Below are 24,291 nucleotides of genomic sequence, written 5' to 3'. Positions count from 1 at the left end.
CAGAACCTTTTCAAAAATTAGCTGAGATAAATTATATCATCAATCATATTAAACAGTTGAGTAAATAAGGATAATGAATTTTAATGGGAGATATGAATATTGCATGGTGAATGAGCCACTTATGCGCAAAATTAAACCACCGATTGCGGAAGATAGAGCCACCATTTGCGGAGTAGAGAGCCACAAAAACATATTTTCACAATATACCTCCGGTATACTTAAGGGACATGCCTATAAAGCATGACACTTGTGTAGAAGGAGGATTTTTTTATGGTTAATTATCGGAAGATTCTGGGGATGGAGTTCGATGGCATAAGCCAGAGGACGATCAGTTCCAGTACCGGCCACTCGCGAAATACAATCGCTGAAGTTGTCCAGCGGGCTAAGGAAAGAGGGTTAAGGGGGTTAGAGGATTCCATGAATAATCAGTGGCTTGGGACTTACTTGTTCCCGGAGAAACAAGCAATTGAAAAGGGATACTGCCCCGTTGATTTTGAGTGGGTTCACAAAGAACTACAAAAGAAAAATGTCACCCTGACGCTTCTGCACAACGAATATGCAAGTGCAGCTAGAGAAGATGGAAAAGTCCCATATGCCTATCGGACATTCGCTGAAAAATATGGGAACTTCGCAAAGAAGCATAAGCTGACCATGCCAATTAGAAGAAAGCCAGGCGAGATTTTAGAGGTGGACTGGGCAGGAACGACGCTTAAAATCATGGATAATTCGACCGGAGAGGTTATACCAGCGTATGTGTTCATTGCCACTCTTCCCTACAGTCAGTTGAGTTATGTAGAGGCATTTCTTGATATGAAATCAACTTCCTGGCTGCGTGCACATATTCATGCATTCGAATATTTTGGAGGCGTTACCGAGGCATTGGTACCTGATAATTTGAAGACGGGCGTGACTAAGCCCCACCGGGGCGACCCAATGATCAATGAAGCTTACCGGGAATTAGCCGATTACTACCGGGCGGTTGTGGTGGTGCCCAGTCGCGTCAGAAAGCCGAAAGACAAAGCGAGTGTAGAAGGAACTGTCGGATACATATCAAGGCAGATCATTGCATCATTACGAAACTATCAGTGTTTTCATCTCGAGGATTTGAATGCACGAATCTTTGAAAAGCTGGAAGAAATCAATACGATGAATTTCCAAAAGCGCGAGGGTTCTAGGTTCAAAGTGTTTGAAGAAGAGGAGAAGAGCCACCTTCATCCTCTACCTCCAACACGGTTCAAGATGACGGAATGGGCAACTGCCAAAGTTCAACCGAACTACCACGTTCAAGTGGACTATAAGTTCTATTCCGTCCCCTATGAATACGTCCGCGAGGATGTCGATGTCCGAATCACTGCGGATGTAATTGAATTGTACTTTAAAGATGTGCGGATTGCATCCCATCCACGTAAACAAAAATCAGAAGATTCGTATGCCACAAATCCGGATCACATGCCAGACCACCATCGGCTTTATCTCGATCACAATCCAGAAAACAACCGTAAATGGGCGAGGACTGTCGGACCGAATACGCAACGTCTGGTTGAACATATCTTGAAAACAAATGTTGAAAAGAAAGCTTTGAATATATTGAACGGATTGAGAAGTACAGCCTCTAAAAGAACGGAATCAGAGCTTGAGGAAGCGACCAAGACCTTACTGGAGATATCCTCCCATCCCACCGTTGCCGTTCTTAAAAGCATCTTGGAGAGGCAGAAGAAAAAGCAAGCGAACAAACAGCTAGTTGGGGAACCGCAGACAGAGGACTATGGTTTTACCAGAGGCGCTACCTATTTTGGGAGGGATAAAAAATGATCAACCAAGAAACCTTACGAAAGTTAATGGACATGAAGATGAGTGGAATGGCGGACTTATATCAACTACAGAATGAAAATAAAGACTTCCAAGGCATGGATTTTGATGATCGTTTTAACCTATTGGTGGATACGGAATATGATCGCAGAAGGTCGAATAAGTTAGACCGATTGATTAAACAAGCCACATTTGATGACTCGAGCGCAGCCGTTGAACTGATCGAGTATCACGCTGACCGTAAGTTGGATAAGCAGTTAATTTTAGAGCTGGCGTCCGGCACCTATCTTCAGAAGCATCATAATATTATCCTTATGGGCGCTTCAGGCAATGGAAAGACATGGATATCAAATGCTTTCGGCATTCAGGCCTGCCGGCAGTTCTACAAGGTGAAATATATCCGATTGCCCGAATTATTGGATGAACTCGCAGTTGCCAAACATGAGGCAGATGGAAGTTTTCGCAAACTGATTAAAAAGTACAGATCGATTGATTTATTGATATTGGATGAATGGCTCCTGAGTGAGCTGTCTCAAGATCAAGTACTCCACGTTTTAGAAATTATCGACGCGAGGCTCAAGCGGACTTCTACCATCTTTTGTTCCCAGTTCTCACCCGAAGGGTGGCATTCCAAACTCGGACAAGCCCAGGTAGCTGATGCGATTCTTGACCGGATTGTCCATGACTCTTATAAAATACTAATCGATGGCCACATATCAATGCGTGAAAGGCATAGTTTAGTCGCTCCTCGTTGACCATATTAAAGAAGAGAGTCACTAGTGAAATTTACCCGGTGGCTCTCTTCTATGCATTCACTGGCTCCATTCTCCGCAATTGATGGCTCAAAACTTCGCACAAGTGGCTTTTTCGTTCCGCAATACTCAAGATACGAGGTTAGCCTTGTATTTCATTTTAGCATTTCACAATTAATTGAAAATATATGATCTACATGTTGTATTAAAATGATTTGGAGAGAATCAATTCACTTAATCTGGCTGAGTTGAAAAGAGATTAAAGAGTGTTTTTATAGTTAATCACTAATTAAGTTTACATAATGATATTATGGTTGATATATATAAGCGTGATATGGGGGAAGTTCGCAGTGAAGGAGATAGGTGATACAACTCATTTGATTAGAACTTGATTCGCATTAAGGCAATTCAAAGGCTCCATGATCTTCATAAATCTTTATAAATTATAAAAGAGACAGATGAATCTAGATTCATCTGTCTCTTTACGTGATACTAAGCTTGTTTGAAAATACCGAATGGTTTGCCAATCGGGAGTGTGACTTTGCCAAAGTGAGTATTCAAAACACTCGCAGCTGAGCCATAGAAGCTTAAAATCGCAATGCAGAACTCAGCAATGGCGGCTAAGAAGTGCATGCCTTCAGGGAAAATACCTAAAGTGGAAAATGTGAGTCCGATAAATAAGAAATCAATAAAGACAAAAATAAAGAAAAGTACTTTATGAGTTTCCATAGCTCCAACTGTCATGAAGACACTGAAGATCAAATAGCCGATGTATGCAATGCCTAATTGCTTTGGATCCACAGCGGCAGCTGCAGCGTCTCCAAAAACACCGAATTCGATTAACCATGACGTTCCTACTCCAAGCCAAAACAGTCCAAAAGCTGCGAAGGCTGTCGTACCAAATGTATTATTGTGCTTTGCATCTAGAAAACTAGCGATCAGCTGTGCAATGCCCCCTAGAAAAATCGCCCAAGGGAGTACAAATGAGACGCCATCTGTCCAACCAAGCTTGACTGATGATGCAACAAGCGTTACCATAGCAAGACCGAATAATCCAATAGCGGATGGATCAGCTGTAACCATTTGCACGCGTTGAGTATTTTGTGTTTGATTCATGATGAGACCTCCTAATAAACATACTTGACTAATTTACATAAAAATCGCCTCTCTTGCAATAGCAAATATTAAAAGGCGTTACCTGAACTGGTTGTTATATTGGTTAAAAACATTGTTACTGTTCACTCGAAATCGCTTACAGTAAAAAGTGAAAAAAGTGTGCTTCAAATGTTGACCAGTAGGACCTGAAATCTAGAATTTGTATGAAATGATAGAGATAGGTGTTAAAAACTGAATTTTTTTACCTTTCTGCACTATAAAGCTTTAATTCAGTAGAGTTTGGCAGTACAATAGATGAATAGTTAATCTACTGCCTTCATGTGGAAGGAGTATGAATTCATTATCATAACCACTTTCAAGAGAGTAAGGAGTCCTGGCCATGAGTACAGATTTAGAAATTGTGAAAAGCACTAATTTGAAAGCGAAGCCTGAGAAGGATCAAATTCCTTTTGGAAGAACGTTCACAGATCACATGTTTGTAATGGATTATGAAACTGAAAAAGGGTGGTATGAACCTCGCATCATTCCATATGAGCCAATCACTCTTGATCCTGCTGCAATGATTTTTCATTACGGTCAAACCGTTTTTGAAGGGTTAAAAGCCTATCGTGCTGATAATCGAATTTTATTGTTTAGACCTGAAAAAAATTTACAGAGACTGAACCTTTCAAGTGAACGTTTAAGCATTCCACATATTGATGAAGAGCGTGTAATGGGCTATCTTAAGGAATTAATTAGCTTGGAGCAAGATTGGGTTCCTTCAACACCTGGAACGTCTCTTTATGTACGTCCTTATATTATTGCAACGGAACCGAATCTATCTGTTGCCCCTTCCCACACATACAAATTGATGATTATTCTCTCACCAGTAGGGTCGTATTTCTCAGGAGGGTTAACTCCAGTGAAAATTAGCGTAGAGGATAAATTTACAAGAGCTGTTAAAGGTGGAACGGGTATGGCCAAAACGGCTGGTAACTACTCATCTGCATATCAAGCGCAAGCGAAAGCATATAAAGATGGAAATGCTGATGTTCTCTGGTTGGACGGGGTAGAGAAGCGTTACATCGAAGAAGTGGGAAGCATGAACATCTTCTTTAAAATCAATGGGGAAGTTGTGACACCTGAATTAAACGGTAGCATTCTCCACGGCATTACGAGAATGTCGGTTATTGAATTGTTAAAGAAATGGGATATCCCTGTTACTGAAAGAAAAGTTTCCATTGAAGAGCTGTATGAGCTATCTCAAAAAGGGCAGCTCGAAGAAGCATTTGGAACAGGAACGGCCGCTGTTATCTCCCCTGTAGGTGAATTAAACTGGGCTGGTAAGAAAATGGTCATCAATGATCATGAAATTGGGGAACTGTCTCAAAAGCTTTATGATACAATCACAGGAATTCAAACTGGAAAATTAGAAGATACGCAGAATTGGACCGTTTCTGTAAAGTAAGAATGCCAAAAGGCTCTCTCATTGACTGAGAGAGCCTTTTGTTATGGTTTTAGAATGAGGTGCTGAGCATTTTCTTCGTAATCATTCATCTTTGTTTCATGATATTCTCCTTCAACCCAATCCGTAATTTGATTATCATACCACTTACTAAAAACGTAGCCGGACTGACCTGGTGAAATGACATTGTAGCTTGTTTGGATATTTGATAAATCAGTAACGCCTCTCCATGGTGCACCATGGGTTACAAGTCCAGTTGTCGTGTTCCACCCAGCAGCACCTACCGTAACGCGGCTGCCACCCATTGCATTTACATCAGGGTTAAACAGGAGGTTTAACGGTTTAATCGCACCTAGCGGGTGTTCAAATGGAACCGAATGGAACGTACCCCATGCCCATTTTTCTGGTGTACGCCCTTGTAAATCAACTGCTCTCGAAACTGCAGCCTGATAAGATTCAGTGACTACGGATGTAAATCCTCCAGACTTCTTTATCCATGGCCCTTCATCCCCGCTTGCAGCTCGTCTTATGAGCTGGTCAACCACCTGGCTTTTACCATCAAAAAGCGGCATCATTTCTTTTTCAATTTCTCCCTCAAATAGAACTTTCTCCATTTCTACTAACCAGAGATGAAAGAGTAGGGGAGCAGCTTCATCTCTACCATCAATATAATTCCATTCATTAAGAACAGATAGCGCTTCTTTTTCAACTGAAGTTAAGTTTTCACTGTTAAGTTCCTTTATGAGAAGAGGAGTAAATTCTTTTCCCTGTAAATTCACGAAATCATTTTGTAGCGCCATCATGTCTTTTGGTTCAAGTTCATCGCTTTCAAGCAAAACTTCTCGAATGCGATCTTGACGATACGGTTGTGCCCATGTATGTGTAATGTGATAGGGGTAGTCTTCTGTTGTGATTTTATTATTTGCAGTAGAAATGAAGCCTTCTTCAGGATTAACAATTGTTGGGAGATCTTCCCATGGGATATAACCTTCCCATTCATATTCATCGTTCCATCCAGGGACTGGCACCATGCTGTCACCATTTTTGCGAATAGGAATTAATCCATTCGCCCGGTAGGCAATCGTGCCGTCAGTAGAAGCAAAAACGAAATTCTGAGCGGGTGTATGAAAAGAGGTTAAGGCACTTTTGAATTCTTCCCAGTTAGATGCTTTATCCATCATTAGAACGGCCTCAAGCTCCCTAGATGGGTCAAGGGCTGTCCATCTTAAAGACAATGCAGTATCTGGTTGGTCGTCATAAGCAAATTCAGAGAGAATCGGGCCGTGGCGTGTAATAACGACTTCATATGGAAGAGGTTCACTTTCTTTTACAGGAATGCTTTCATCAATAACTTCTGCTTTCTCCCATTCATCATTATATTGAAATTCAGTAGGATTATCTGGATTTCTTTTCTCAATATAAAGATCTTGAACATCAGGACCAACATTGGTAACGCCCCAGGAAATGGAGTCATTTCGTCCAACGATAATACCTGGCACACCAGCAAAGATAACGCCACTTACATTATATTCAGGTGAATTTAAGTGAGTTTCATACCATATCGGTGGGGTACCAAGACCCAGGTGAGGATCATTGGCTAGAAGCGGTTGTCCCGAAGCGGTTTTATCTCCAGAAACGACCCAATTGTTACTCCCATTATATTGATCTGGGATTACTGATTTCGCAAAGCTTTTTGACATATCAAGGTTACTTTCCTTGATTTCTTGAATCACAGTTGAGCCTTCTTCAGGGTAACTTGGGAACAAGTCCACGGCTTCTTCTTCTGAGAAATTCTGCAGAAGATAATAACGAAAGGCTTGACCTTCCCAATGTCCTCCTAGATCAAAAGCCATATATTTTCCGATTGTAAGAGAATCGATTGGATCCCACTCATTAGGCTCATAACCCGCAAGTGTAAATTCAAGCGATAATGAGTTTTCTTCTTTTGCTTGAGTCATATAGGCATTCACACCATCAGCATACCATTGAAGAATTTGTTTCGCTTCTTGAGAGTAGGCATTAAATGAATCTTCTGCAGCTCTTCTTAAACCAAGCGTTCGAAAGAATTTGTCCTTATCAATTGTCGATTCACCAATGACTTCACTGAGAGTTCCAGAAGCTTGCCGACGACTTAAGTCCATTTGAAACATGCGGTCCTGAGCTGTGACGAATCCCTGAGCCATAAATAGATCTTTAGTAGAAGAGGCTTCAATATGAGGAATACCTGAATCATCTCGATAAATGGATACAGATTCCTCCAAGCCTGATAGGATCATTTCCCCCTTTGTCTCAGGAGCTGTTCTTTGAACAAACCAGAAGCTTATAGCGATAGCAATGATCAGTAAAAGTGAAATTCCCCCAAGTAGATAATATGGCCACTTCCTTCTCTGGATCTTAACGTGCTTTTCAGGTGTAACAACCGTGCTCATAACGTCCCCCATTTCGTTTTAACTATATATTACCATAATTATCTTTAGTGATAACGCTTTCTTTTTTTGGAGTGTAAGGGTATTAAGACGATAGACTAAAGATAGGTAATAGAGGTTTGATTGAACCGTTCCCGAACCAAATCAAAATAATAAATTTATGTATAAACCTAAATAATTAGACCCCTTAGTTACATAACAATTACTGTTGATGATTTCGAATCAGTGTGTATGATACGAATTGAATCTTTGGTTTGATTAAAATGAATAAGATAGAAAAGTACTGAGTATGGCGGAGAAAAAATCCAAAATATGTTAATTTTAGCGTTGGATAGTAATTGAGTGATGTTCGACAATCGGGCAGCATTCCTGTTATGAAGTAAAATGCTATTTGAGAATAAAACAAGCCCCTTGGTATGATTGTTTTAGCTGGCCAGCATAAAAACAGAATACCAGGAAGCTTATACAATGAATTATAACCAAAATAACAAACTCGCTCAAATTACTTATCAAACGTTAATTGTAGGTGTTGATATTGCGAAATTCAACCATGTAGCGCGTGCTCAAGATTATAGAGGTGTTGAGTTTGGAACATCGCTTCCGATTGAGAACACCAAAAATGGTTTTGAGAGATTGTTAGAGTGGATTCAAAGTCTTTTGAATGATCATCAAATGAACCAAGTGTTGATAGGCATGGAGCCTACAGGACATTACTGGCTCAATTTAGCCCATTTTCTTAAAGAACATAATATTAAATTCGTTGTAGTAAATCCTTCACACGTGAAGAAATCGAAAGAGTTAGATGATAATTCACCTACGAAGAATGATATAAAAGATGCGAAGGTCATTGCACAACTAGTAAAGGATGGGAGATACGCTGAACCAAATATTCCACAAGGAGTGTATGCAGAACTCTGCGGGGCTAGGAAAATTCGTGATCTCTTATCTGTTGATCTTCAAGTCGTACAAGGTCAAATTCATAACTGGATTGACCGGTATTTCCCTGAATTTTTAACGGTTTTTAAGGACTGGGAAGGCAAAGCAGCGCTACAAATATTGAAGTTAAATTTAATGCCATATGAGTTAGTGAACCTCTCTGATGAAGAGTTAATGGTGCATCTTAGACAAGCTGTTAAACGCGGCGTAGGCTTAGGAAAGATGCAGGAGTTAAAACAAGTAGCCAATCTTTCGATAGGCATACGACAAGGTGCTGAAATGGCTAAACTAGAGATTCAAACACTGTTAGACAAGTATGACTTGATCAAACAAAAGTTCGAAAAAGTTGAATCCAATATGGATTCCCTATTTGAACATATCCCAGGTGTGGACCAAATGCTTGGTATCACGGGCATTGGAAGGGACACTGTTGTTGGCTTCTTCGCAGAGGTCAGAGACCTTAGCTATTATTCTCATCCACGCCAAATTATTAAGCTCGCAGGCTTAAACTTAAAAGAGAATACATCAGGTAAGCACAAGGGTCAGACGAAGATTACAAAGAGAGGCAGAAAGAAATTGAGAGCCCTTTTGTTTAAAGTAGCTATGCCCCTTGTCGCTAAAAACTCGGCATTTAAATCGTTACATGAGTATTATACAAGACGTACCAATAATCCATTGAAGAAGATGCAATCTATGATTGCTTTATGTAACAAGCTCATAAGGATTTTGTTCGCCATCGGTAGAAAGAAATTTGAATTTAGTGAAGCAAGAATGTTGAGTGACATTCCTCATTTAGCCGACTTACAACCAGCAGCTTAGGGTTTCTTTTTCGGAATAAATTATAGTCTAGCTCATTTTATAGTAGACATTTGAAGCACGGATTAATCAGTAAAACCAACAATAATACGGACAATGATCCTGTCGGGCAGCATGACTGACATCCACCTCATGGAAAGATTGTACGAAGGAATTTTAGAGCATTGACTCTGTGAGACATGGGAGGGTTCACCTCCATGAGATCTGTGGACATCCTCTAGTGCGATCATAAATAATCATACATCCTATTTAAAAATTGTACGAAGTAGGATATAGATTCTCAGGCTCCTAAAGTCCATAATTAGACATAAATACAACATAATTCCATGATTCTAATGTCCACTAAATATGAATGACTATGAAAATCTAAGAAAACTAGAGAAATCGTAAGATTGTCCTTTCTTTATAGAGGGAGGGAGGATTGTGGAATAAAAACTGGTTAGAAAAAGTAAAAATAGCCATCTCTTTGATGGCTATTTTAATGAATTTGCAATATCAACAAGCATATCAGGAGATACTTTTTCAGGACTTGCACTATCTAAACTCAATCTATATTGCCAGCCTTCATCTTCAAAAAATAAAACGATAAATCTTCCTAGTTTTTTGTTACTTAATAAAGCACTTGTCCCATCTTTTAATGGAATTGTCCTATCAATTAGGTTAGGATTTAAAGTTAGCTTATATCTGGATGGTTTAATTGAAATTATATAATGATTTTTTGTTGCATCTTTATTAATATACGTGATCTCTAATTCGTCATTAATATCCCCCTCTAAATCATCAAATCGACCGAAACTATGCGTAAACGTGATAGGGGGGGAATTGTACAGGTAATTCGATTTTTTTTCGATAAAACTTTTCAGCATCGTCAACAGCCTTATGCACTTCTTTAAAGCCAATATCATATAAGGAATTTTCAAATTGTTCATTAGTATAATTTGCTTCAACATCTATGGCTGTTAATTGTAACCAAAAAGATGTTAATAAAGAGAATACTACAAACGTTTTAATATCGTACACGCCCCTCTTAAAAGTTCTAGTGACGTTATTTTTCCCTAAGTGTTAATTGTTATTAATATTGAGCTAAGTGTTTACGCTATTCTTCAACGGGGACATTTATTAAAGAAGGAGAAATGATCTTTGGTTATTCCTCTATCTCGGAGCTTATCTGTAATAAGATAGGCTTCTTTTTGTTGAAGAAAAGGTTGAGTTCTCTTAAACGGTCTGGGTAATTGGTAATGATTAGATATTCAGAAAAATTAAGCCAATGCTATTGAAGAGTTATATGACTTTTGAAACCTGGCATTTTTTTATATTTCAACTCAAGGATGGACTCAATATTTTCCTTCCATTTGAATGAGGATACTTTATTGAATAAGGTAAAAGAGTCAATTTCACACTAATTGAAAAATACCCTCTTACCTAACAATTATTTTTACATGAAATCATTGTGTATATTGTATATATTATATATAATGACTTATATACAATTTAAGGAAGGTTATGGAATGAAAATTATACTTTCAAATCGAGAGAAACAATCCATGTATGTACAAATCTACAACCAAATCAAAAATCAGATTCTCTCTAATGAAGTTAAGGTGGGATATTTACTGCCATCAATGCGACAGTTGGCGAAAGAGTTGAACGTCAGTCTCATTACGACTAAACGGGCCTATGAAGAGCTTGAGAAGGACGGTTTTATTTTTTCCGTTGTAGGAAGAGGTTCATTTGTGTCGGATCAAAATGACGAGATGATTAAGGAAGGTAAGATGAGAGGGATTGAAGAGCAGCTATCAGCAGCGGTACAAAACAGCAAAGATATTGGTCTTCCACTTACTGAGTTACAGGAATTGCTTACTATTTTGTACAGGGAGGAAGAATAATGGAACCTGTGGTAGAACTGAACAATGTGACTAAATCATTTGATGGATTTACACTGAAGAATTTTTCGCTGACCGTTAAAAAAGGGTTTGTGCATGGATTTATCGGTGGAAACGGGGTTGGGAAGTCCACTACGATTAAGATGATGATGAACTTACTCGAGCCAGATAGTGGGAATGTATCTGTGTTTGGGTCATCTTATAAGGAACGAGAGAAAGAAATTAAACAGCGAATCGGTTTTGTTTACGATGAAAACGTCTTCTATGAACAACTTACTTTAGCTCAAATGAAGGATATAGTTAAAAGGGCGTACAATATGTGGGATGATGATCTGTTTTATAAGTATGTAAAAACCTTTCAACTTCCACTTAAAAAGCCGATCAAAACTTTTTCTAAAGGCATGATGATGAAAGCTTCTTTAGCCTTCGCTTTATCCCACCATGCAGAGCTCATTATAATGGATGAGCCCACATCAGGACTCGACCCAATTTTCAGAAGAGAGCTGCTTGAGATTCTGCAACAACTGATGATGGATGGAGAAAAGACGATTTTCTTCTCAACTCATATCACAACAGATTTAGATACGATTGCGGATTATATTACCTTTATTCATAACGGTGAACATATCTTTACGAAGGATCTTAATGAAATAAGCGAGGAGTATGCCATTGTCAAAGGCGGACTTGAGCTACTTGATCAGGAAACTGAAGGAGCATTTGTAGCCATTCAGAAATCATCATTTGGGTTTGTGGCTTTAACCGATCATAAATGCGAGGTGGAAGAGATGTTCGGGGAAACGGTCCTTATTGAAAAACCGACGCTTGAAGATATTATGTTTTTTACGAAGAAGGGGGAACCATCACATGCTCAACTTAGTTCGTAAAGATATTGTGATGCAAAAGAACTTGTTGGCGCTTCTTATGCTAATGTTATGTGGATATTCAGCTCTTGGGGTTTCTTCAATTATCTATCCAGGACTTATATTCTGCCTCTCGATCTTTATGAGTGCTATCTTTTTGGATGAGAAATCGAACATACATATGTTTCTAAACTCTTTACCGTACACTAGGAAACAAATCGTTGGTTCGAAGTATGTGGTCTTCGTATTGTTTACATGTATGGTGGCGCTGGCGTTATTAGTTGGAAAACTTGTTTTTCACGGTGAATTCACCTTATGGAAGGACTTTCTGCTCATGTTCACGATTGTTCTCACAACAGCCTCTTTTTTATTGCCGTTTAGTTATCAATTTAAGACCCAATATCTTTACGTGGGCTTTATTGGATTATTTGGTCTTTATTTACTGACAATTAATTTCCTAATTCCGAATTTACATGATCGGATTAGGCAGGTCGTTCACCTTATCCTGACAACATCAAGCCCTTCCTTATTTATAGGGATAGGAATCTATGTTGTAGTTTTATATGGCTTTTCTTGGCTTCTCTCTATTCGCATATATCAGCGTAAAGTGTTTTAGTGGTTTAATAACTAGGAGGAGAAGGGGGAGGCGTTGAATGTTGGCATCACCAGGAAGTCAACTAAACCACTAGCATCAGTGAATCCTAAAGAATTTACTTCTCACCATCATCGGACTTGTTTTTTGATATAAACTCAAGTTTAAATCTAAGTTGTTCCATTAAATCGGAGCAATTGCTCAATTGAGTGCAAGCCTCTATAACATATGTAACGGAGCAAAATGAATTTGACCTTTTTCACAGAATGCAGTAGATGGAATTTAAGATGTTATTTTTGGAGGAGAGAGGGATGCAGGAGAAGATCAACATTTGTTCATTTATCTGTTCATTTATTTGCGTGTTATTATTTTTAATAGTTTCATTCTCAGGTTGGTTCAGTAATTCCATAATCGGAATTCACCCTTTAACAATAGTTTTATTTATTTCGTTATTTACATTTCTTGCTGGAGTATTTGGTTTGTCTGGTATTAGAGACTGGAAAGGTATGACGAGAAGTCTATTCACAATGATAATATCCCTTAGTTTGGCGGTTCTTCTGAGTGGGATTTTACTTTTTGGAAGTTTACTTAACTAAAATTGCGCTCGTAAATGTTTTACTTAAAGTGTTCAACAATCTCGGAGCAATTGTTGAATAAATACGGGAACACCACTCTGATGGCGTTCTCTTTTTTTGCTTTAATAATAATGAGCTATTACGTATATTTTCGGAAAAATTAAAAAATAATGCACAAAACCAATATTATGTTATATATTTATAACATAAGGTTAATTATTTCTAACAAAAGGAGGTAAGAGAGTTGAATTCAAAGACTGCGTTGATTCTTGTTTCTATTCTGTCAGCTTCGATTGCTGCAGGACTCCTATTTCAGATGTTCACGGTATTCAGTAACGATGCGATGACGACTTCTGAGTTAATTTTAACGATCACGACCATGGTGGTCATGCTCCTACTTATACCCATCTTTCTACGGTTATGGAAAAATATTAAAGAGGGTATCCCTCACGATGATGAACTTTCTCAGAAGATGAAAATGTTCGCAGCAGGATATTCTTATTTTTCTTCGCTTATTATCTGGCTCGCCCTCTTTGCTTTCCACAAGCACATTCAACAGGATGATCTACTGATGTTAGGACTCTCCGGAATGATCTTCAGCTTTGGAATCAATTGGTTATTAGTTAGAAGGAAAGGATTTCAGTAATGAACACAAGAATGAAAGAATTGCGAGCAGCTCTTAAACTAACACAGGCAGATCTCGCAAAACGCGTGAACGTTCGAAGAGAAACGATCGTGTTTCTCGAAAAAGGGGAATACAACCCATCACTTAAACTAGCAGTCAAAATCGCAAGACAGTTAAATTCAAGGATTGAGGATGTGTTTATTCTAGACGAAGATGATTTGAGATAAGTGCCTTAATAGAACAACTTTTTGAAAATGTATCGTAGAAACGGTAGCTCTCTTATAAGGTTATTTATCTACCCTGACCAATAAGACCCAATTCAAATGAGCGACGAATTTCTACCGATTCGTGCGCTCTATTTTTGTTTTGATCCTTGTTACACAAATATCCGGATTGAGATTGTAGGGAACTTATTGATTGCTTTTTGGTTAAATGTGGTAAAAATGTTTTAGGATACAATATTGAAGTTGTTCAATAAACGGGAGCTATTGCTGCAAAAACGCTATATTTTGTTGGACAAACGAAGTAAGGTGGGTCAACAACCACTAGATTAAGCGCGGGGGTTAGAAAATATGAAACAATTAGGCACGCTATACTTTTTCTGTGGAAAAATGGGCGCAGGAAAAACAACTAAATCAAAACAATTGGCGCTCGATAAACATGCGGTACTATTGTCTGAAGATGAATGGCTTTCATCTCTTTATCCGAATCAGATTGTATCATTTGAGGACTATCTAAAATTCTCGGCGCAACTCAAGCCGTTGTTAAAAAAGCATGTCCAAAACATATTAAGTGTCGGTTCAGATGTAGTGATGGATTTTCCAGCTAACACTCAAAAACAGCGGAAGTGGTTTTTAGATATGGCGTCAGAAGTACATGCAAGCCATCAACTAATTTTCATTAATGTAAATAATGAGCAATGCTTAAGTCAAATTGCTCAAAGGCGTAACGAACAGCCCGAAAGAGCAGCTTTTGACACGAAAGAGGGGTTTATCCATGTTACTAAATTTTTTGAAACACCAGAAGCATCTGAGGGTTTAAATATCTTAGAATTTAGTGGAAAAGAATAATAAGTAATGTAACACAGCTTAATAAGGAACAGAACAAAATCGTTTGCAACGGGTGGTAGCGGATGCGATAGTTTAAAATCTACTTTAAACTATCTTGAAATCAAGTCTACCGTATAATCAGAGCAACTCTTCAATATCGTCCTTTGGTATTTAGAAACTAATCAAGATGAGCTGAATGGATAAGCATTAAAGGGGTATGCAACAATCTCGGAGCGTTAATCTAAAAAGGATTACGCTCCTTTTTGTTTAAGTTAATAACAGGGCAATTTAACGGAAAAAGAGGTTGTCATATTCAATCCATAAAAGGGCCAGAGATTGTTGAAGAAAAACCTGTTCAGTTTATGCTAGAAACTAAATGGAATACTAATCATAAAATACATTAAAAAGTGGGGAAATCAATGGTTGCAAAAACTAAAAAGGATTTTGATGGATTGAAAATAATTGGTGAAATTTGTGGAGCGATTCGTGATGAATTGGTCCATAGTACGAAACCCGGAATTACGACAAAAGAACTCGATGAAATTGCAAGAGAGATGTTTGAAAAGGCAGAAGCTCAATCTGCGCCAAAAAGAGAATACGATTTTCCTGGGTATACGTGTATTAGTATAAATAATGAAGTGGCGCATGGGATTCCGAAGAGAAAACGGGTCATCCATGAAGGAGATTTAGTGAATATAGACGTTTCAGGTTCAAAAAACGGATATTACGCAGATACTGGAATTTCATTTGTAGTAGGGAAAGGAGACGCGGCATTACAAAAAATATGTGACGTTTCTAAAGAGGCATTCCATGCTGGACTTAAGCAGGCAAAGCCAGGTTCAAAAAAAAGTGCTCTCGGAAAGGCTGCCCACAATGTAGCGAAACGCCATGGCTTAACAGTAATAAAAAATCTTACTGGGCACGGTATTGGACTTTCGCTTCATGAAGAACCTAAACATATTTTTAATTATTTCGCTAGTTGGGATGATGAAATCTTGAAAGATGGTGCGGTAATTGCCTTTGAGCCTATGATCTCTACATTCGAAGAGGAAGTTTTCGAATCTGAAGATGGATGGACTTTCTTAACCAATGAAAGCTTTGTGGCTCAATACGAACATACGGTTATTCTTACAAATGAAGGACCTCTTATTACGACATTATAAAAAGCACAACTCGGCAATCGAGCGCAACTCAAGAATATTGAATTTAGTCCATTGTTCTATTAAATCGGAGCTTATCTTTAATTAGATAGGCTCTTTTGGGGAAAAAGATGGATTTATTAGTTCTATTTTGAAATAATTGGTATTAAGCATTTTGACTTAGATTAGATGCTAATAAAACTATTGTATTGCTTTTAGGAGGATTTTTATTTGAATACCAAAAAACTTGATTTGATTATCTTATTAACTCTGACCGTTGCAGTTCCGGTATGTACAATTCTACCGTACCTTGGAATAATTCCAGACTTTTTACTATTCTTCATCTTGCCAGTAGGAATTATCTTTTGCCTCATAGGAGTAATGGCTTCTGTTCTAAGGATACAAACTAGTAGTTGGAAACAATCATAACAAATATCAATGTTCCACAATCTCGGAGCAAGAGCTGAAGATCGATACATAGATTCGTATCCTCTTTATATCTGTAAGCTAAACATGAAAATAGAAAAACAATGTTAAGGGAAGGAACATGAATGGAAAAACACAATCCAATAATTGAAACAGATAGATTAGTACTAAGAGAGGTAGTCGCAGAGGATGCTTTGGATATGTATCACTATTTGTCCGATGAAGAAGTCGTAAAACATATGGGGTTACCGCCTGCCCAAAGTGTTGAAGAAGTAATGGATGAAATCGACTGGTATCATTCAATAATAAAAGAAGGAACAGGCATTAGGTGGGGCGTTACTTTAAAAGACTCAGGTAAGGTTATAGGTAGTTGCGGGTATTTAAATATGCAGCCCAAACATTATAAAGCTGAAGTTGGATTTGAATTAAATAAAAATTATTGGGGGAAAGGCATTGCCTCAGAAGCGCTAGAAACTATTATTAAGTATGGATTTAATCACTACCATTTAGAACGGATAGAGGCTTTAATAGAGCCTACTAATATTCAATCCCATAGATTGGTTAGCAAACTAGGTTTTACAAAAGAAGGTTTACTCAGGAGCTATGAATATACTCTTTGTAAGTTTGATGATTTATATATGTATTCAATTATTAAAAGAGATCTTATCAAGTAATAGAACCGTAATGGTTTTAAGGAAGGTATCTTGATACTGCGCCTTAATTAATCTCGGAGCGATAGCTGTAAAGCGGCTATCACTTAATTTTTATGACGGAACAAATTTTTGAAACGTTTCCAGCATGAAATCGTATCTAATGTAATGTAGCTTTTAGTTCAATGAATAAAGCTGTAGGGAGAATAATGTGAAAACGAAATCAAAGTACCGTGGGTTAGGAATTGCTCTTGGTTTATCATGGGCACCAGCATAGGGATAGCTGTGAATCAACTAGCGATTAGTCTTATGTTGGGTATCCTATTAGGTTTGGTCCTTGGTTCCATGATTGATAATAGGAGTAATCGATAGAATTAGTAGGAATGATTAACTTTTTGGTGGAATGAAAATGAACTCTATTCATGAATTGACATCTCTTGAAGATTGGTGGGCCCTGTGGAGACAATCGATCCATTCGCCGGTATTAGTCTTTAAACATAGCACATCTTGTATGATTAGTTCTAGATCCTTCAAACACTTGAGGAACTTCCAAAAGGTAGGGGGAGGAATAGTGGATTGTTATATGGTAAAGGTTGTTGAAAACAGAAGAATTTCTAATGAGATTGCAAAGGTTACAAACATACCTCACAAATCACCACAACTACTCCTCATAGATAAACAACAAATTATTTGGCATACATCTCATTGGAAGATTACAAAAAAACGTATACAGAAAGCAATTTGTTAATACTCGAGTGCAAGGGGTTGTTAAAAAGTTAAAGCAGATTAGAGGCGCACCTTAACTCTAAGACAATGATTTTAACAAAAGGCCTTGAAATCAAGCCTTCCATTATATCGTAGCGATTGATCAATAGAGTCCTAGCTCTTTTTTATTAAGCATAAGGAATATCAGGGCTATTGGCAAAGCAGAATAGTTTAAGATGGTCCGGTATATTTAAACTCCTGCTACTAAACTCCAAATTGTTTTAAATGGTGGTCAAGATGTTTGTAGATACCTTTTCCCCATTGGTGGGAAGAAAGTTTTCCAAAAAAAGGATGTGGATGATCTGTACAAGACTCTGGTCCATTCTTTTGAAATGTTATTATTTTTTGTTTTAGTTTTTCTTTTTCAACTTCAAAATCTCTTTTAGATGTAATTAAAATGGTTGGAATAGTTGGCATATTGTGCTCTAAAGGTTTGTCATTATAAAAGATGGGTTTTGCAAATCTACCTACTAATATTCCTAACAAACCTCTTTTAGGGAAAGAATCTCCCAATGCGATATCTTGGAAAGATGAGCAATGAGCTAACATTTGAGAAACATTCATTTTACCCCATATTGGTTGTGAATTTACATTTAAGTCATCGATACGAATTAATATTTCATCTGTATGCTTGATCTCGAAAATGTTTTTCATTAGAATCCTCCTTTAGTTTTTAAAACTAAAAAATCCCATTAATTATTATAGAGTTCACCGTCACCGTTGTTAATCCTTTAAACTAACGGGTGCTTTAATTTAAAATCTGCTTCAAGATATACCTTGGAATCAAGTCTTCAGATTAGCGGGAAACTCAAGAATATGGAAATTAATCCATTGTTCCGTTAAATCGAAGCGATAGCTAAAATTTTGGTATCACTTATTGTGCTCACGGAGCCGTTTGAATTAATTTTATCTACAATGCAGTAAGGGTGATTTTATGATTGGTTTATTTTTTTATGTATTTTCTCATTTTGTTTTTGATTGCAAGATTGATTAGCCTGTCTGGAAATATAAGATGGGTACCCACAATAAGAACCACAGTCAGGAAGGACGCAAAGATAGCAGCAATTATATCTTTATGTTTTGTGATTTTTCTTTAGCTAACGGATAGGCTAGTGCTTGTTACATTTAATTTAGTAGTGTCTCAATCATTTAAATGGTAATGAAATAGGGGGATTATATGGATATGGGTGCTGCTTCTATAATGTTGATTTTTGTTACGGTAATACCTATCGTAGCTGTTATTTATATTATTAGAGCGTTCTTGAAGAAATAAATACATAAACACTCTTCTATTATATAGGAGCGTTAATCTAAAAGGATTACGCTCTATTTTGTTTTAGCTAGTAAAAGGTCAGTTAATGGGAGGTGTATATGGATTCTGAAGTTCTCAAACAAATTGGATAGTAGAGTTCAGTAAAGTCAAAATGATATGTTGGTGTGTAGAAGATGAGAGGATGGGTAGTTATTATAAAATCAAAAAAATTACTTTTAACTATTTTAACATTGATGTTATTTCTTTTGAGTGCTTGTCAAACGAATAATGTAAAAGAAGAGCCATATGATGGCGTGCTGTTAAAGATTGCAGTTGTTGGTGAACAACCTAATGTTAGAGAGGAACAGATAAATTTTAATGAATTATCTCTAAGTGAGTTACATCATTCAAACTTAAGAAAGTATGATGCAGTATTCATTATGGAAGACCATTTATCTGATGCTTCAAAATCAAAATATGTAGAAATGTATAAGAGTAAAAACATTCCATTCTTCTTTGTAGGCTCGCGAGCAAATACTATACCTTTTCAAGATTTAGAAAATCCCGTGTCTTATGAAGAAGAAGCGGAAAGGATTAATGGTACGCAAAATTTTATATCAGGAATTTTGTATGAGGGAGAAGAAAAAGGCTATCGTGGTTGGAAACTTGCATACCCAATTAAAAACAGTGAAGTTCAACAAGATAATGTAAAAGGAATATACTCTAAGGTATTCAAGGTCGTTGAGAATGAAGTAAAAAAAAATTCTTAAACTACAGGTGGCTTAGCTCAAAATCTGAGGATTTCTTGAATTCAAATTTTCCAGTAAAATCGGAGCTTATCTATAAATAGATTTGTAGTACACAAATAATACAATCTTCAACGAATATACAGGTAGTCAATTTGTTATTGGAGATAAGGTTAAGACTTGGGATACTAGCCTACCAATTGATAGTAATTCATCGGAATTTCTTTCATTCATTTATGACATGGGAGATTTGAGGCGTTTGTTTAGAGAAGGATGGCAAGTGAGATGTACTTCCTTTATAATGAGGGATAATTCAACAGGGAATGGAGAGCTTCTATGACGTACAACGATGAATATTACATGAAAATAGCTATCCAACAAGCTTCAAAATCAAGAGCAGAAGGAAACGAACCTTTTGGTGCAATCCTGGTTAAAGGCAATGAAATTGTAAAAGTTGCTGAGAATAAAGTACATACCCACTCAGATCCTACCTACCATGCAGAAATAGGTCTAATCAGAGATTTTTGTTCAGAGAATCAGCTATTTGATTTGGAGGAATACACTCTGTACACTAGCTGCGAGCCTTGTGTAATGTGTTCAGGTGCAATGGTTTGGTCAAATCTAGGTAAATTAGTATATAGCGTTACACACGATCAATTAGCACAAATAGCAGGTGACAACATAATGATTTCCTGTAAAGATGTATTTACTAAAAGCCCACTTAAACCTTCAGTGGTAGAACAAGTATTGAATGACGAAGGTTTGAAGGTATTTGATGGATACACGTTTGGATAAAACAGTATGATAGTAAGTAACCCCAGGCAAAAAATCTTTTGTCTGGTTTTTTTAGCAGCAAGGGAGCGAATTAGAAGAAAGGATTGTAAAGTAGTATCATAGTTTCCAATAAACTCGGAGCTTACTTGTATTAAGATAAGCTCCATTTATCTGAAATAAAGATTGAGTTATGCTTCCTGATTTGAAATAATTGGAATTAATACCCAGGGAAGTTTACTTAAGAAAAATTATGGAGGTGTCAAATATGTCTAAAGAAGTTATTTTTATCTTAGTTATAGTATCTATGGCTATATGGGTTACGGTGTCTAAAGAGGCTGTAAAACCTTCAAAGGAAATAAACTGGTGGAAAATGATAACATTACTGTCTGCTGGTTCTTTATCTACATTAGTTATAAACCTTACTCTTTTTCAAAGTCTGTCGTTTTAGTTCCGTTAATTCGGAAAAATGCTGTCATAAAGGAGCACAGTAGAGGTTGAAGACCGATCTTCATTAATCGTACGCTCAACGTTTTTTTACATATCAGATCAACTTAAAGAAAACATTAACCTCTCTTTCTGGTGATAAGGATACTTTCTACTATATATGATATCGTAAAAGTTGTATTAAAACCTGATGATTATTATGAGAAGGAACAAGGAATATTTATGATAAATAAAATGGATGATGTTGGTATCCGCATACTCATACTTGTATCGCTCGATGAGCAATCATGAAAAACAGCGTTAATTCATTCACATAATGATCAAGCAAAGGTAACTGGAGAGGAAGTATCTGCACCATCCCTAAAAAAATTTTAAACGAGTCAAATGTTAACGTGACAAACCTAGATCAAGAGATTGAAATGTTATCATGTGTACTTAAACATAATAAAGTAATGAAAATGAGAATAAGTCTGCCGTTCAAATTGGATGGCGGGCTTATTTTCATATTTATTACAGTACCTTAATAAATTTTTAATTATCTTAAAATAACTTAATATTTGAAAAACAAAAAATGTTTTTGTTTATATTAAAGGGTTTCAAACTATTTTTGACTTTATTAAAATATTAAAATATTATAGTAAAGGAATAAGGGAGGTAGTAACATGTCATCATTGAATAAACAGAAAATTGTGGATAGCGTCCCTCAAAAAGGTTTCTTTGGACATCCGAAGGGATTATTCACTTTATTCTTCACAGAATTTTGGGAGCGCTTTTCCTATTACGGAATGCGTGCCATCCTTGTATTCTACATGTACTATGAGGTTTCAAAAGGCGGTCTGGGTCTAGAGCAAAACACAGCTTTAGCAATCATGTCGATTTATGGTTCACTTGTATATATGTCCGGAGTAATCGGAGGCTGGTTGGCAGATAGGATATTCGGAACTTCGAAAGCCGTTTTCTACGGTGGAATATTCATCATGTTTGGTCATATTGCATTATCATTTCCAGGAAGTTTAGCTATGTTCTTTGTTTCCATGGTATTGATCGTTGTGGGAACAGGACTATTAAAACCGAATGTTTCAACTGTGGTTGGAGAAATGTACAGCGAAAGTGACACGCGCCGCGATGCAGCTTTCAGTATTTTCTATATGGGTATCAACCTTGGTGCATTCATTGCCCCGCTAATCGTTGGTAAGCTTATGGAAACAAAAGGATTCCATTGGGGATTTGCAGTTGCAGCTGTCGGTATGTTCGTAGGTCTTGTTGTATTCATGTTAACTAAGAAAAAGAATCTTGGTCTAGCTGGTACTTATGTTCCAAACCCGCTTGCGCCATCTGAGAAGAAGAAATATGGATTAATCGCAGGGTTAGTTGTGGTTGGTCTTACTATTATTTTAGGTATTACGATTCCTGCTGGCTTATTTACATTAAACGTATTTATTAATTTAGTAGGCATCTTCGGTATCGTCGTTCCAACCATTTACTTTATCGTGATGTATTATAGTCCGAAAACAACGCAAACTGAACGTTCCAGAGTCATCGCTTACATTCCATTATTTATTGCAGCTGTTATGTTCTGGGCAATTCAAGAACAGGGTTCAACCATCCTTGCAGTTTACGCAGATAAACGAACTGAACTGGAATTCATGGGAATCAGTATATCCCCAGCTTGGTTCCAATCGTTAAACCCGTTATTTATCATTCTATTAGCTCCAGTATTTGCTTGGATGTGGGTGAAACTTGGCAATCGTCAACCATCGATTCCTAAGAAGTTTTCATTTGGTCTATTGTTTGCTGGTTTATCATTCTTAGTGATACTACTGCCTGTATATTTGGGAGGAGAGGATTCACTAGTAAGTCCATTATGGCTTGTGCTTAGCTATTTTATCGTTGTGCTTGGTGAGCTATGCTTATCACCAGTAGGTCTTTCTGCCACAACCAAATTAGCTCCAGAAGCTTTCTCTGCTCAAACTATGAGTCTATGGTTCTTAGCTTCAGCTGCCGCACAAGCATTGAATGCACAACTTGTTCGTTTCTATACACCAGAAACAGAAACGCTGTACTTCGGGGCAATCGGAGGTATGGCAATCATATTGAGTATTGCACTATTCCTACTTTCACCTAAGATCCAGAAATTGATGAAAGGTGTAAAATAATTCATTTAACCCTCTGAATGTTTTCAGAGGGTTTTTATATACTTGAAGGGGAATGGAGTGGCTTCTTCAATGCCAGTAAAGTAGAAAAGAATTCCGCTATATAACGGAGTTCTAATCTAACAATTAGAAAAAGTCACATTCACATGTTCTTTTACGACTTCTTCTACGATTATCTTTAAAAAGATAGGCTCCTTTTAACTGGAATTAAAGATTGAGTTATGTGGATTCTTTTGAAATAATTGGTATTAATCCAACGTTCAGTAAGATTGAAATAGCGTTAAATAATAAGACGCTAATAAAAGTATTGATTTGCTTTAAGAGGATTATATTTGAATACCGTAAGACTAGATAAGGTTATCTTATTAACCATGATCACTGCAGCTCCGGAATGTACAATTCTACCGTATCTTGGAATAATTCCGGATCTTTCACTATTTTTCATCTTGCCTCATAGGAGTAATGGCTTCTGTCCTACGGATACAAACCAGTAGTTGAAAACACCGTTAACACATATCGATGTTCCGTAAACTCGGGGTTATCTGGAATAAAGTTCATAGACAAGTCCGTGTTAGTGGCAATTAGTTTGGGTTTGAGAAGAGAAAACTAAGGCATGGGAGGGGAATTATGGGAGAATACCACAATGAAAAATCTATATTAAAAACAAAATTGCAAAAGTTGATTTATATCATACTCTGCCCTGTTGTAGTAGGAATTGTTATTTATATTATTACACTGATTGAAGGCGAGCCGTTTCGGTTAAAAGCTGAGTTGCCATTAATGCTTGGACTATCGATACCACAATGGATTATTATTCTGTTTTTTCCTCATTTTTACGGTTCACCAGGAAAGAAAGAAAGGCAAAAAGAGAATCAAATTCTGAGGAATACCATCTTTTGTTTGTTAATTTTAACTATCATTCTACTTATCATTTTGTTATTTAATTAACTAACTTTAGGAGTGTAATAATTATTCCACAGTCAGCGATTTTTAACATCACCGATTTAAAAGGATTGTAAAAGAAACGTCAGCAAGGGGTATGAACGGTGAGAAGATTGC

General features: G+C 37.1%; 23 protein-coding genes. 19 read left to right on the top strand and 4 right to left on the bottom strand.

The window, feature by feature from the left end; genetic code table 11:
* The first annotated feature begins 270 nt into the window (after window positions 1-270).
* Window positions 271-1,812, top strand: coding sequence for an IS21 family transposase (istA, locus tag AC0VYH_RS12555; RefSeq protein ID WP_475372602.1), 1,542 nt, complete (start codon window positions 271-273; stop codon window positions 1,810-1,812).
* A complete protein-coding gene (gene istB / locus AC0VYH_RS12550) occupies window positions 1,809-2,564 on the top strand; it encodes an IS21-like element helper ATPase IstB (RefSeq protein ID WP_475365776.1) in 756 nt (251 codons plus the stop codon). Before istA ends, istB begins: the two co-directional genes overlap by 4 nt.
* Before the next feature lie 489 nt (window positions 2,565-3,053).
* Here the strand turns inward: istB and AC0VYH_RS12545 are convergent, their stop codons facing one another.
* A complete protein-coding gene (locus AC0VYH_RS12545; RefSeq protein ID WP_475372601.1) occupies window positions 3,054-3,677 on the bottom strand; it encodes an acetate uptake transporter in 624 nt (207 codons plus the stop codon).
* 379 nt (window positions 3,678-4,056) lie between these two features.
* On the opposite strand from AC0VYH_RS12545, the gene AC0VYH_RS12540 reads away from it, so the two are divergent.
* On the top strand, window positions 4,057-5,124 hold the full coding sequence (locus tag AC0VYH_RS12540) for a branched-chain amino acid aminotransferase (protein ID WP_475365332.1): 1,068 nt from the start codon (window positions 4,057-4,059) through the stop codon (window positions 5,122-5,124).
* A 41-nt stretch (window positions 5,125-5,165) separates the two neighbouring features.
* On the opposite strand, the gene AC0VYH_RS12535 is transcribed toward AC0VYH_RS12540, so the two are convergent.
* Window positions 5,166-7,550, bottom strand: coding sequence for a penicillin acylase family protein (locus tag AC0VYH_RS12535; protein ID WP_475365331.1), 2,385 nt, complete (start codon window positions 7,548-7,550; stop codon window positions 5,166-5,168).
* 465 nt (window positions 7,551-8,015) lie between these two features.
* Between AC0VYH_RS12535 and AC0VYH_RS12530 the strand changes: the two genes are divergently transcribed.
* Window positions 8,016-9,302 carry an IS110 family RNA-guided transposase gene (locus AC0VYH_RS12530; protein ID WP_475365330.1) on the top strand — a complete coding sequence of 429 codons (1,287 nt, stop codon included), beginning with the start codon at window positions 8,016-8,018 and terminating at the stop codon, window positions 9,300-9,302.
* Window positions 9,303-9,772: 470 nt separating this feature from the next.
* Here AC0VYH_RS12530 and AC0VYH_RS12525 read toward each other — a convergent pair whose 3' ends face one another.
* Window positions 9,773-10,165, bottom strand: coding sequence for a hypothetical protein (locus AC0VYH_RS12525; protein WP_430242971.1), 393 nt, complete (start codon window positions 10,163-10,165; stop codon window positions 9,773-9,775).
* Between the two features lie 642 nt (window positions 10,166-10,807).
* Here AC0VYH_RS12525 and AC0VYH_RS12520 point away from each other — a divergent pair.
* The 10 genes from AC0VYH_RS12520 to ytxJ all read left to right on the top strand — a co-directional run bounded on the left by AC0VYH_RS12520 (window position 10,808) and on the right by ytxJ (window position 17,846).
* A complete protein-coding gene (locus AC0VYH_RS12520) occupies window positions 10,808-11,185 on the top strand; it encodes a GntR family transcriptional regulator (protein ID WP_206894689.1) in 378 nt (125 codons plus the stop codon).
* Entirely contained in the window at window positions 11,185-12,066 is an 882-nt protein-coding gene (locus tag AC0VYH_RS12515; protein ID WP_430242969.1) for an ABC transporter ATP-binding protein, read from the top strand. The genes AC0VYH_RS12520 and AC0VYH_RS12515 overlap by 1 nt, the downstream gene beginning before the upstream one ends.
* Window positions 12,047-12,658 (top strand): ABC-2 transporter permease, encoded by a 612-nt coding sequence (locus tag AC0VYH_RS12510; protein WP_475365329.1) that lies wholly within the window; start codon window positions 12,047-12,049, stop codon window positions 12,656-12,658. The genes AC0VYH_RS12515 and AC0VYH_RS12510 overlap by 20 nt, the downstream gene beginning before the upstream one ends.
* 795 nt (window positions 12,659-13,453) lie before the next feature.
* Window positions 13,454-13,855, top strand: a complete 402-nt coding sequence (locus AC0VYH_RS12505; RefSeq protein ID WP_430242966.1) for a hypothetical protein — start codon at window positions 13,454-13,456, stop codon at window positions 13,853-13,855.
* Window positions 13,855-14,061 carry a helix-turn-helix transcriptional regulator gene (locus AC0VYH_RS12500; RefSeq protein WP_430242964.1) on the top strand — a complete coding sequence of 69 codons (207 nt, stop codon included), beginning with the start codon at window positions 13,855-13,857 and terminating at the stop codon, window positions 14,059-14,061. Before AC0VYH_RS12505 ends, AC0VYH_RS12500 begins: the two co-directional genes overlap by 1 nt.
* 345 nt (window positions 14,062-14,406) lie before the next feature.
* Window positions 14,407-14,904, top strand: coding sequence for a P-loop nucleotide/nucleoside kinase family protein (locus tag AC0VYH_RS12495; protein ID WP_430242963.1), 498 nt, complete (start codon window positions 14,407-14,409; stop codon window positions 14,902-14,904).
* Window positions 14,905-15,302: 398 nt separating this feature from the next.
* Entirely contained in the window at window positions 15,303-16,046 is a 744-nt protein-coding gene (gene map, locus AC0VYH_RS12490; RefSeq protein ID WP_475365328.1) for a type I methionyl aminopeptidase, read from the top strand.
* Window positions 16,047-16,573: 527 nt separating this feature from the next.
* Window positions 16,574-17,122: a GNAT family N-acetyltransferase gene (locus AC0VYH_RS12485; protein WP_475372600.1), complete on the top strand. Its 549-nt coding sequence runs from the start codon at window positions 16,574-16,576 to the stop codon at window positions 17,120-17,122.
* A gap of 237 nt (window positions 17,123-17,359) precedes the next feature.
* Complete coding sequence (locus AC0VYH_RS12480) at window positions 17,360-17,470, top strand: glycine zipper domain-containing protein (RefSeq protein ID WP_475365326.1); 111 nt, start codon at window positions 17,360-17,362, stop codon at window positions 17,468-17,470.
* 31 nt (window positions 17,471-17,501) lie between these two features.
* Window positions 17,502-17,846, top strand: a complete 345-nt coding sequence (ytxJ, locus tag AC0VYH_RS12475; RefSeq protein ID WP_475365325.1) for a bacillithiol system redox-active protein YtxJ — start codon at window positions 17,502-17,504, stop codon at window positions 17,844-17,846.
* Between the two features lie 221 nt (window positions 17,847-18,067).
* Here the strand turns inward: ytxJ and AC0VYH_RS12470 are convergent, their stop codons facing one another.
* The gene (locus AC0VYH_RS12470) at window positions 18,068-18,517 is read right to left on the bottom strand and encodes a DUF1569 domain-containing protein (protein ID WP_475365324.1); all 450 of its coding nucleotides are present in this window, start codon (window positions 18,515-18,517) and stop codon (window positions 18,068-18,070) included.
* A 792-nt stretch (window positions 18,518-19,309) separates the two neighbouring features.
* Between AC0VYH_RS12470 and AC0VYH_RS12465 the strand changes: the two genes are divergently transcribed.
* The 5 genes from AC0VYH_RS12465 (at window position 19,310) to AC0VYH_RS12445 (ending at window position 24,180) form a co-directional block, all read left to right on the top strand.
* Window positions 19,310-19,885: a hypothetical protein gene (locus AC0VYH_RS12465; protein WP_475365323.1), complete on the top strand. Its 576-nt coding sequence runs from the start codon at window positions 19,310-19,312 to the stop codon at window positions 19,883-19,885.
* Window positions 19,886-20,197: 312 nt separating this feature from the next.
* Window positions 20,198-20,656 (top strand): nucleoside deaminase, encoded by a 459-nt coding sequence (locus tag AC0VYH_RS12460; RefSeq protein ID WP_430242955.1) that lies wholly within the window; start codon window positions 20,198-20,200, stop codon window positions 20,654-20,656.
* A 244-nt stretch (window positions 20,657-20,900) separates the two neighbouring features.
* Window positions 20,901-21,083 (top strand): hypothetical protein, encoded by a 183-nt coding sequence (locus AC0VYH_RS12455; RefSeq protein WP_475372599.1) that lies wholly within the window; start codon window positions 20,901-20,903, stop codon window positions 21,081-21,083.
* 658 nt (window positions 21,084-21,741) lie between these two features.
* Window positions 21,742-23,235 (top strand): peptide MFS transporter, encoded by a 1,494-nt coding sequence (locus AC0VYH_RS12450; RefSeq protein WP_475365322.1) that lies wholly within the window; start codon window positions 21,742-21,744, stop codon window positions 23,233-23,235.
* A 624-nt stretch (window positions 23,236-23,859) separates the two neighbouring features.
* On the top strand, window positions 23,860-24,180 hold the full coding sequence (locus AC0VYH_RS12445; RefSeq protein WP_475372598.1) for a hypothetical protein: 321 nt from the start codon (window positions 23,860-23,862) through the stop codon (window positions 24,178-24,180).
* The last annotated feature ends 111 nt before the right edge of the window (window positions 24,181-24,291 follow it).

Source organism: Anaerobacillus sp. QJM3NY_32 (genome assembly GCF_056173645.1).
Note: the sequence above shows the minus strand (reverse complement) of the source record. Positions and strands in the feature narration are given on the sequence as shown.

Excerpts from the sequence above, each read along its gene's own strand:
- istA (WP_475372602.1), top strand. The coding sequence starts at position 271 with ATGGTTAATTATCGGAAGATTCTGGGGATGGAGTTCGATGGCATAAGC.
- istB (WP_475365776.1), top strand. The coding sequence starts at position 1,809 with ATGATCAACCAAGAAACCTTACGAAAGTTAATGGACATGAAGATGAGT.
- AC0VYH_RS12545 (WP_475372601.1), bottom strand. The coding sequence starts at position 3,677 with ATGAATCAAACACAAAATACTCAACGCGTGCAAATGGTTACAGCTGAT.
- AC0VYH_RS12540 (WP_475365332.1), top strand. The coding sequence starts at position 4,057 with ATGAGTACAGATTTAGAAATTGTGAAAAGCACTAATTTGAAAGCGAAG.
- AC0VYH_RS12535 (WP_475365331.1), bottom strand. The coding sequence starts at position 7,550 with ATGAGCACGGTTGTTACACCTGAAAAGCACGTTAAGATCCAGAGAAGG.
- AC0VYH_RS12530 (WP_475365330.1), top strand. The coding sequence starts at position 8,016 with ATGAATTATAACCAAAATAACAAACTCGCTCAAATTACTTATCAAACG.
- AC0VYH_RS12525 (WP_430242971.1), bottom strand. The coding sequence starts at position 10,165 with ATGCTGAAAAGTTTTATCGAAAAAAAATCGAATTACCTGTACAATTCC.
- AC0VYH_RS12520 (WP_206894689.1), top strand. The coding sequence starts at position 10,808 with ATGAAAATTATACTTTCAAATCGAGAGAAACAATCCATGTATGTACAA.
- AC0VYH_RS12515 (WP_430242969.1), top strand. The coding sequence starts at position 11,185 with ATGGAACCTGTGGTAGAACTGAACAATGTGACTAAATCATTTGATGGA.
- AC0VYH_RS12510 (WP_475365329.1), top strand. The coding sequence starts at position 12,047 with ATGCTCAACTTAGTTCGTAAAGATATTGTGATGCAAAAGAACTTGTTG.
- AC0VYH_RS12500 (WP_430242964.1), top strand. The coding sequence starts at position 13,855 with ATGAACACAAGAATGAAAGAATTGCGAGCAGCTCTTAAACTAACACAG.
- AC0VYH_RS12495 (WP_430242963.1), top strand. The coding sequence starts at position 14,407 with ATGAAACAATTAGGCACGCTATACTTTTTCTGTGGAAAAATGGGCGCA.
- map (WP_475365328.1), top strand. The coding sequence starts at position 15,303 with ATGGTTGCAAAAACTAAAAAGGATTTTGATGGATTGAAAATAATTGGT.
- AC0VYH_RS12485 (WP_475372600.1), top strand. The coding sequence starts at position 16,574 with ATGGAAAAACACAATCCAATAATTGAAACAGATAGATTAGTACTAAGA.
- AC0VYH_RS12480 (WP_475365326.1), top strand. The coding sequence starts at position 17,360 with ATGGGCACCAGCATAGGGATAGCTGTGAATCAACTAGCGATTAGTCTT.
- ytxJ (WP_475365325.1), top strand. The coding sequence starts at position 17,502 with ATGAAAATGAACTCTATTCATGAATTGACATCTCTTGAAGATTGGTGG.
- AC0VYH_RS12470 (WP_475365324.1), bottom strand. The coding sequence starts at position 18,517 with ATGAAAAACATTTTCGAGATCAAGCATACAGATGAAATATTAATTCGT.
- AC0VYH_RS12465 (WP_475365323.1), top strand. The coding sequence starts at position 19,310 with ATGAGAGGATGGGTAGTTATTATAAAATCAAAAAAATTACTTTTAACT.
- AC0VYH_RS12460 (WP_430242955.1), top strand. The coding sequence starts at position 20,198 with ATGACGTACAACGATGAATATTACATGAAAATAGCTATCCAACAAGCT.
- AC0VYH_RS12455 (WP_475372599.1), top strand. The coding sequence starts at position 20,901 with ATGTCTAAAGAAGTTATTTTTATCTTAGTTATAGTATCTATGGCTATA.
- AC0VYH_RS12450 (WP_475365322.1), top strand. The coding sequence starts at position 21,742 with ATGTCATCATTGAATAAACAGAAAATTGTGGATAGCGTCCCTCAAAAA.
- AC0VYH_RS12445 (WP_475372598.1), top strand. The coding sequence starts at position 23,860 with ATGGGAGAATACCACAATGAAAAATCTATATTAAAAACAAAATTGCAA.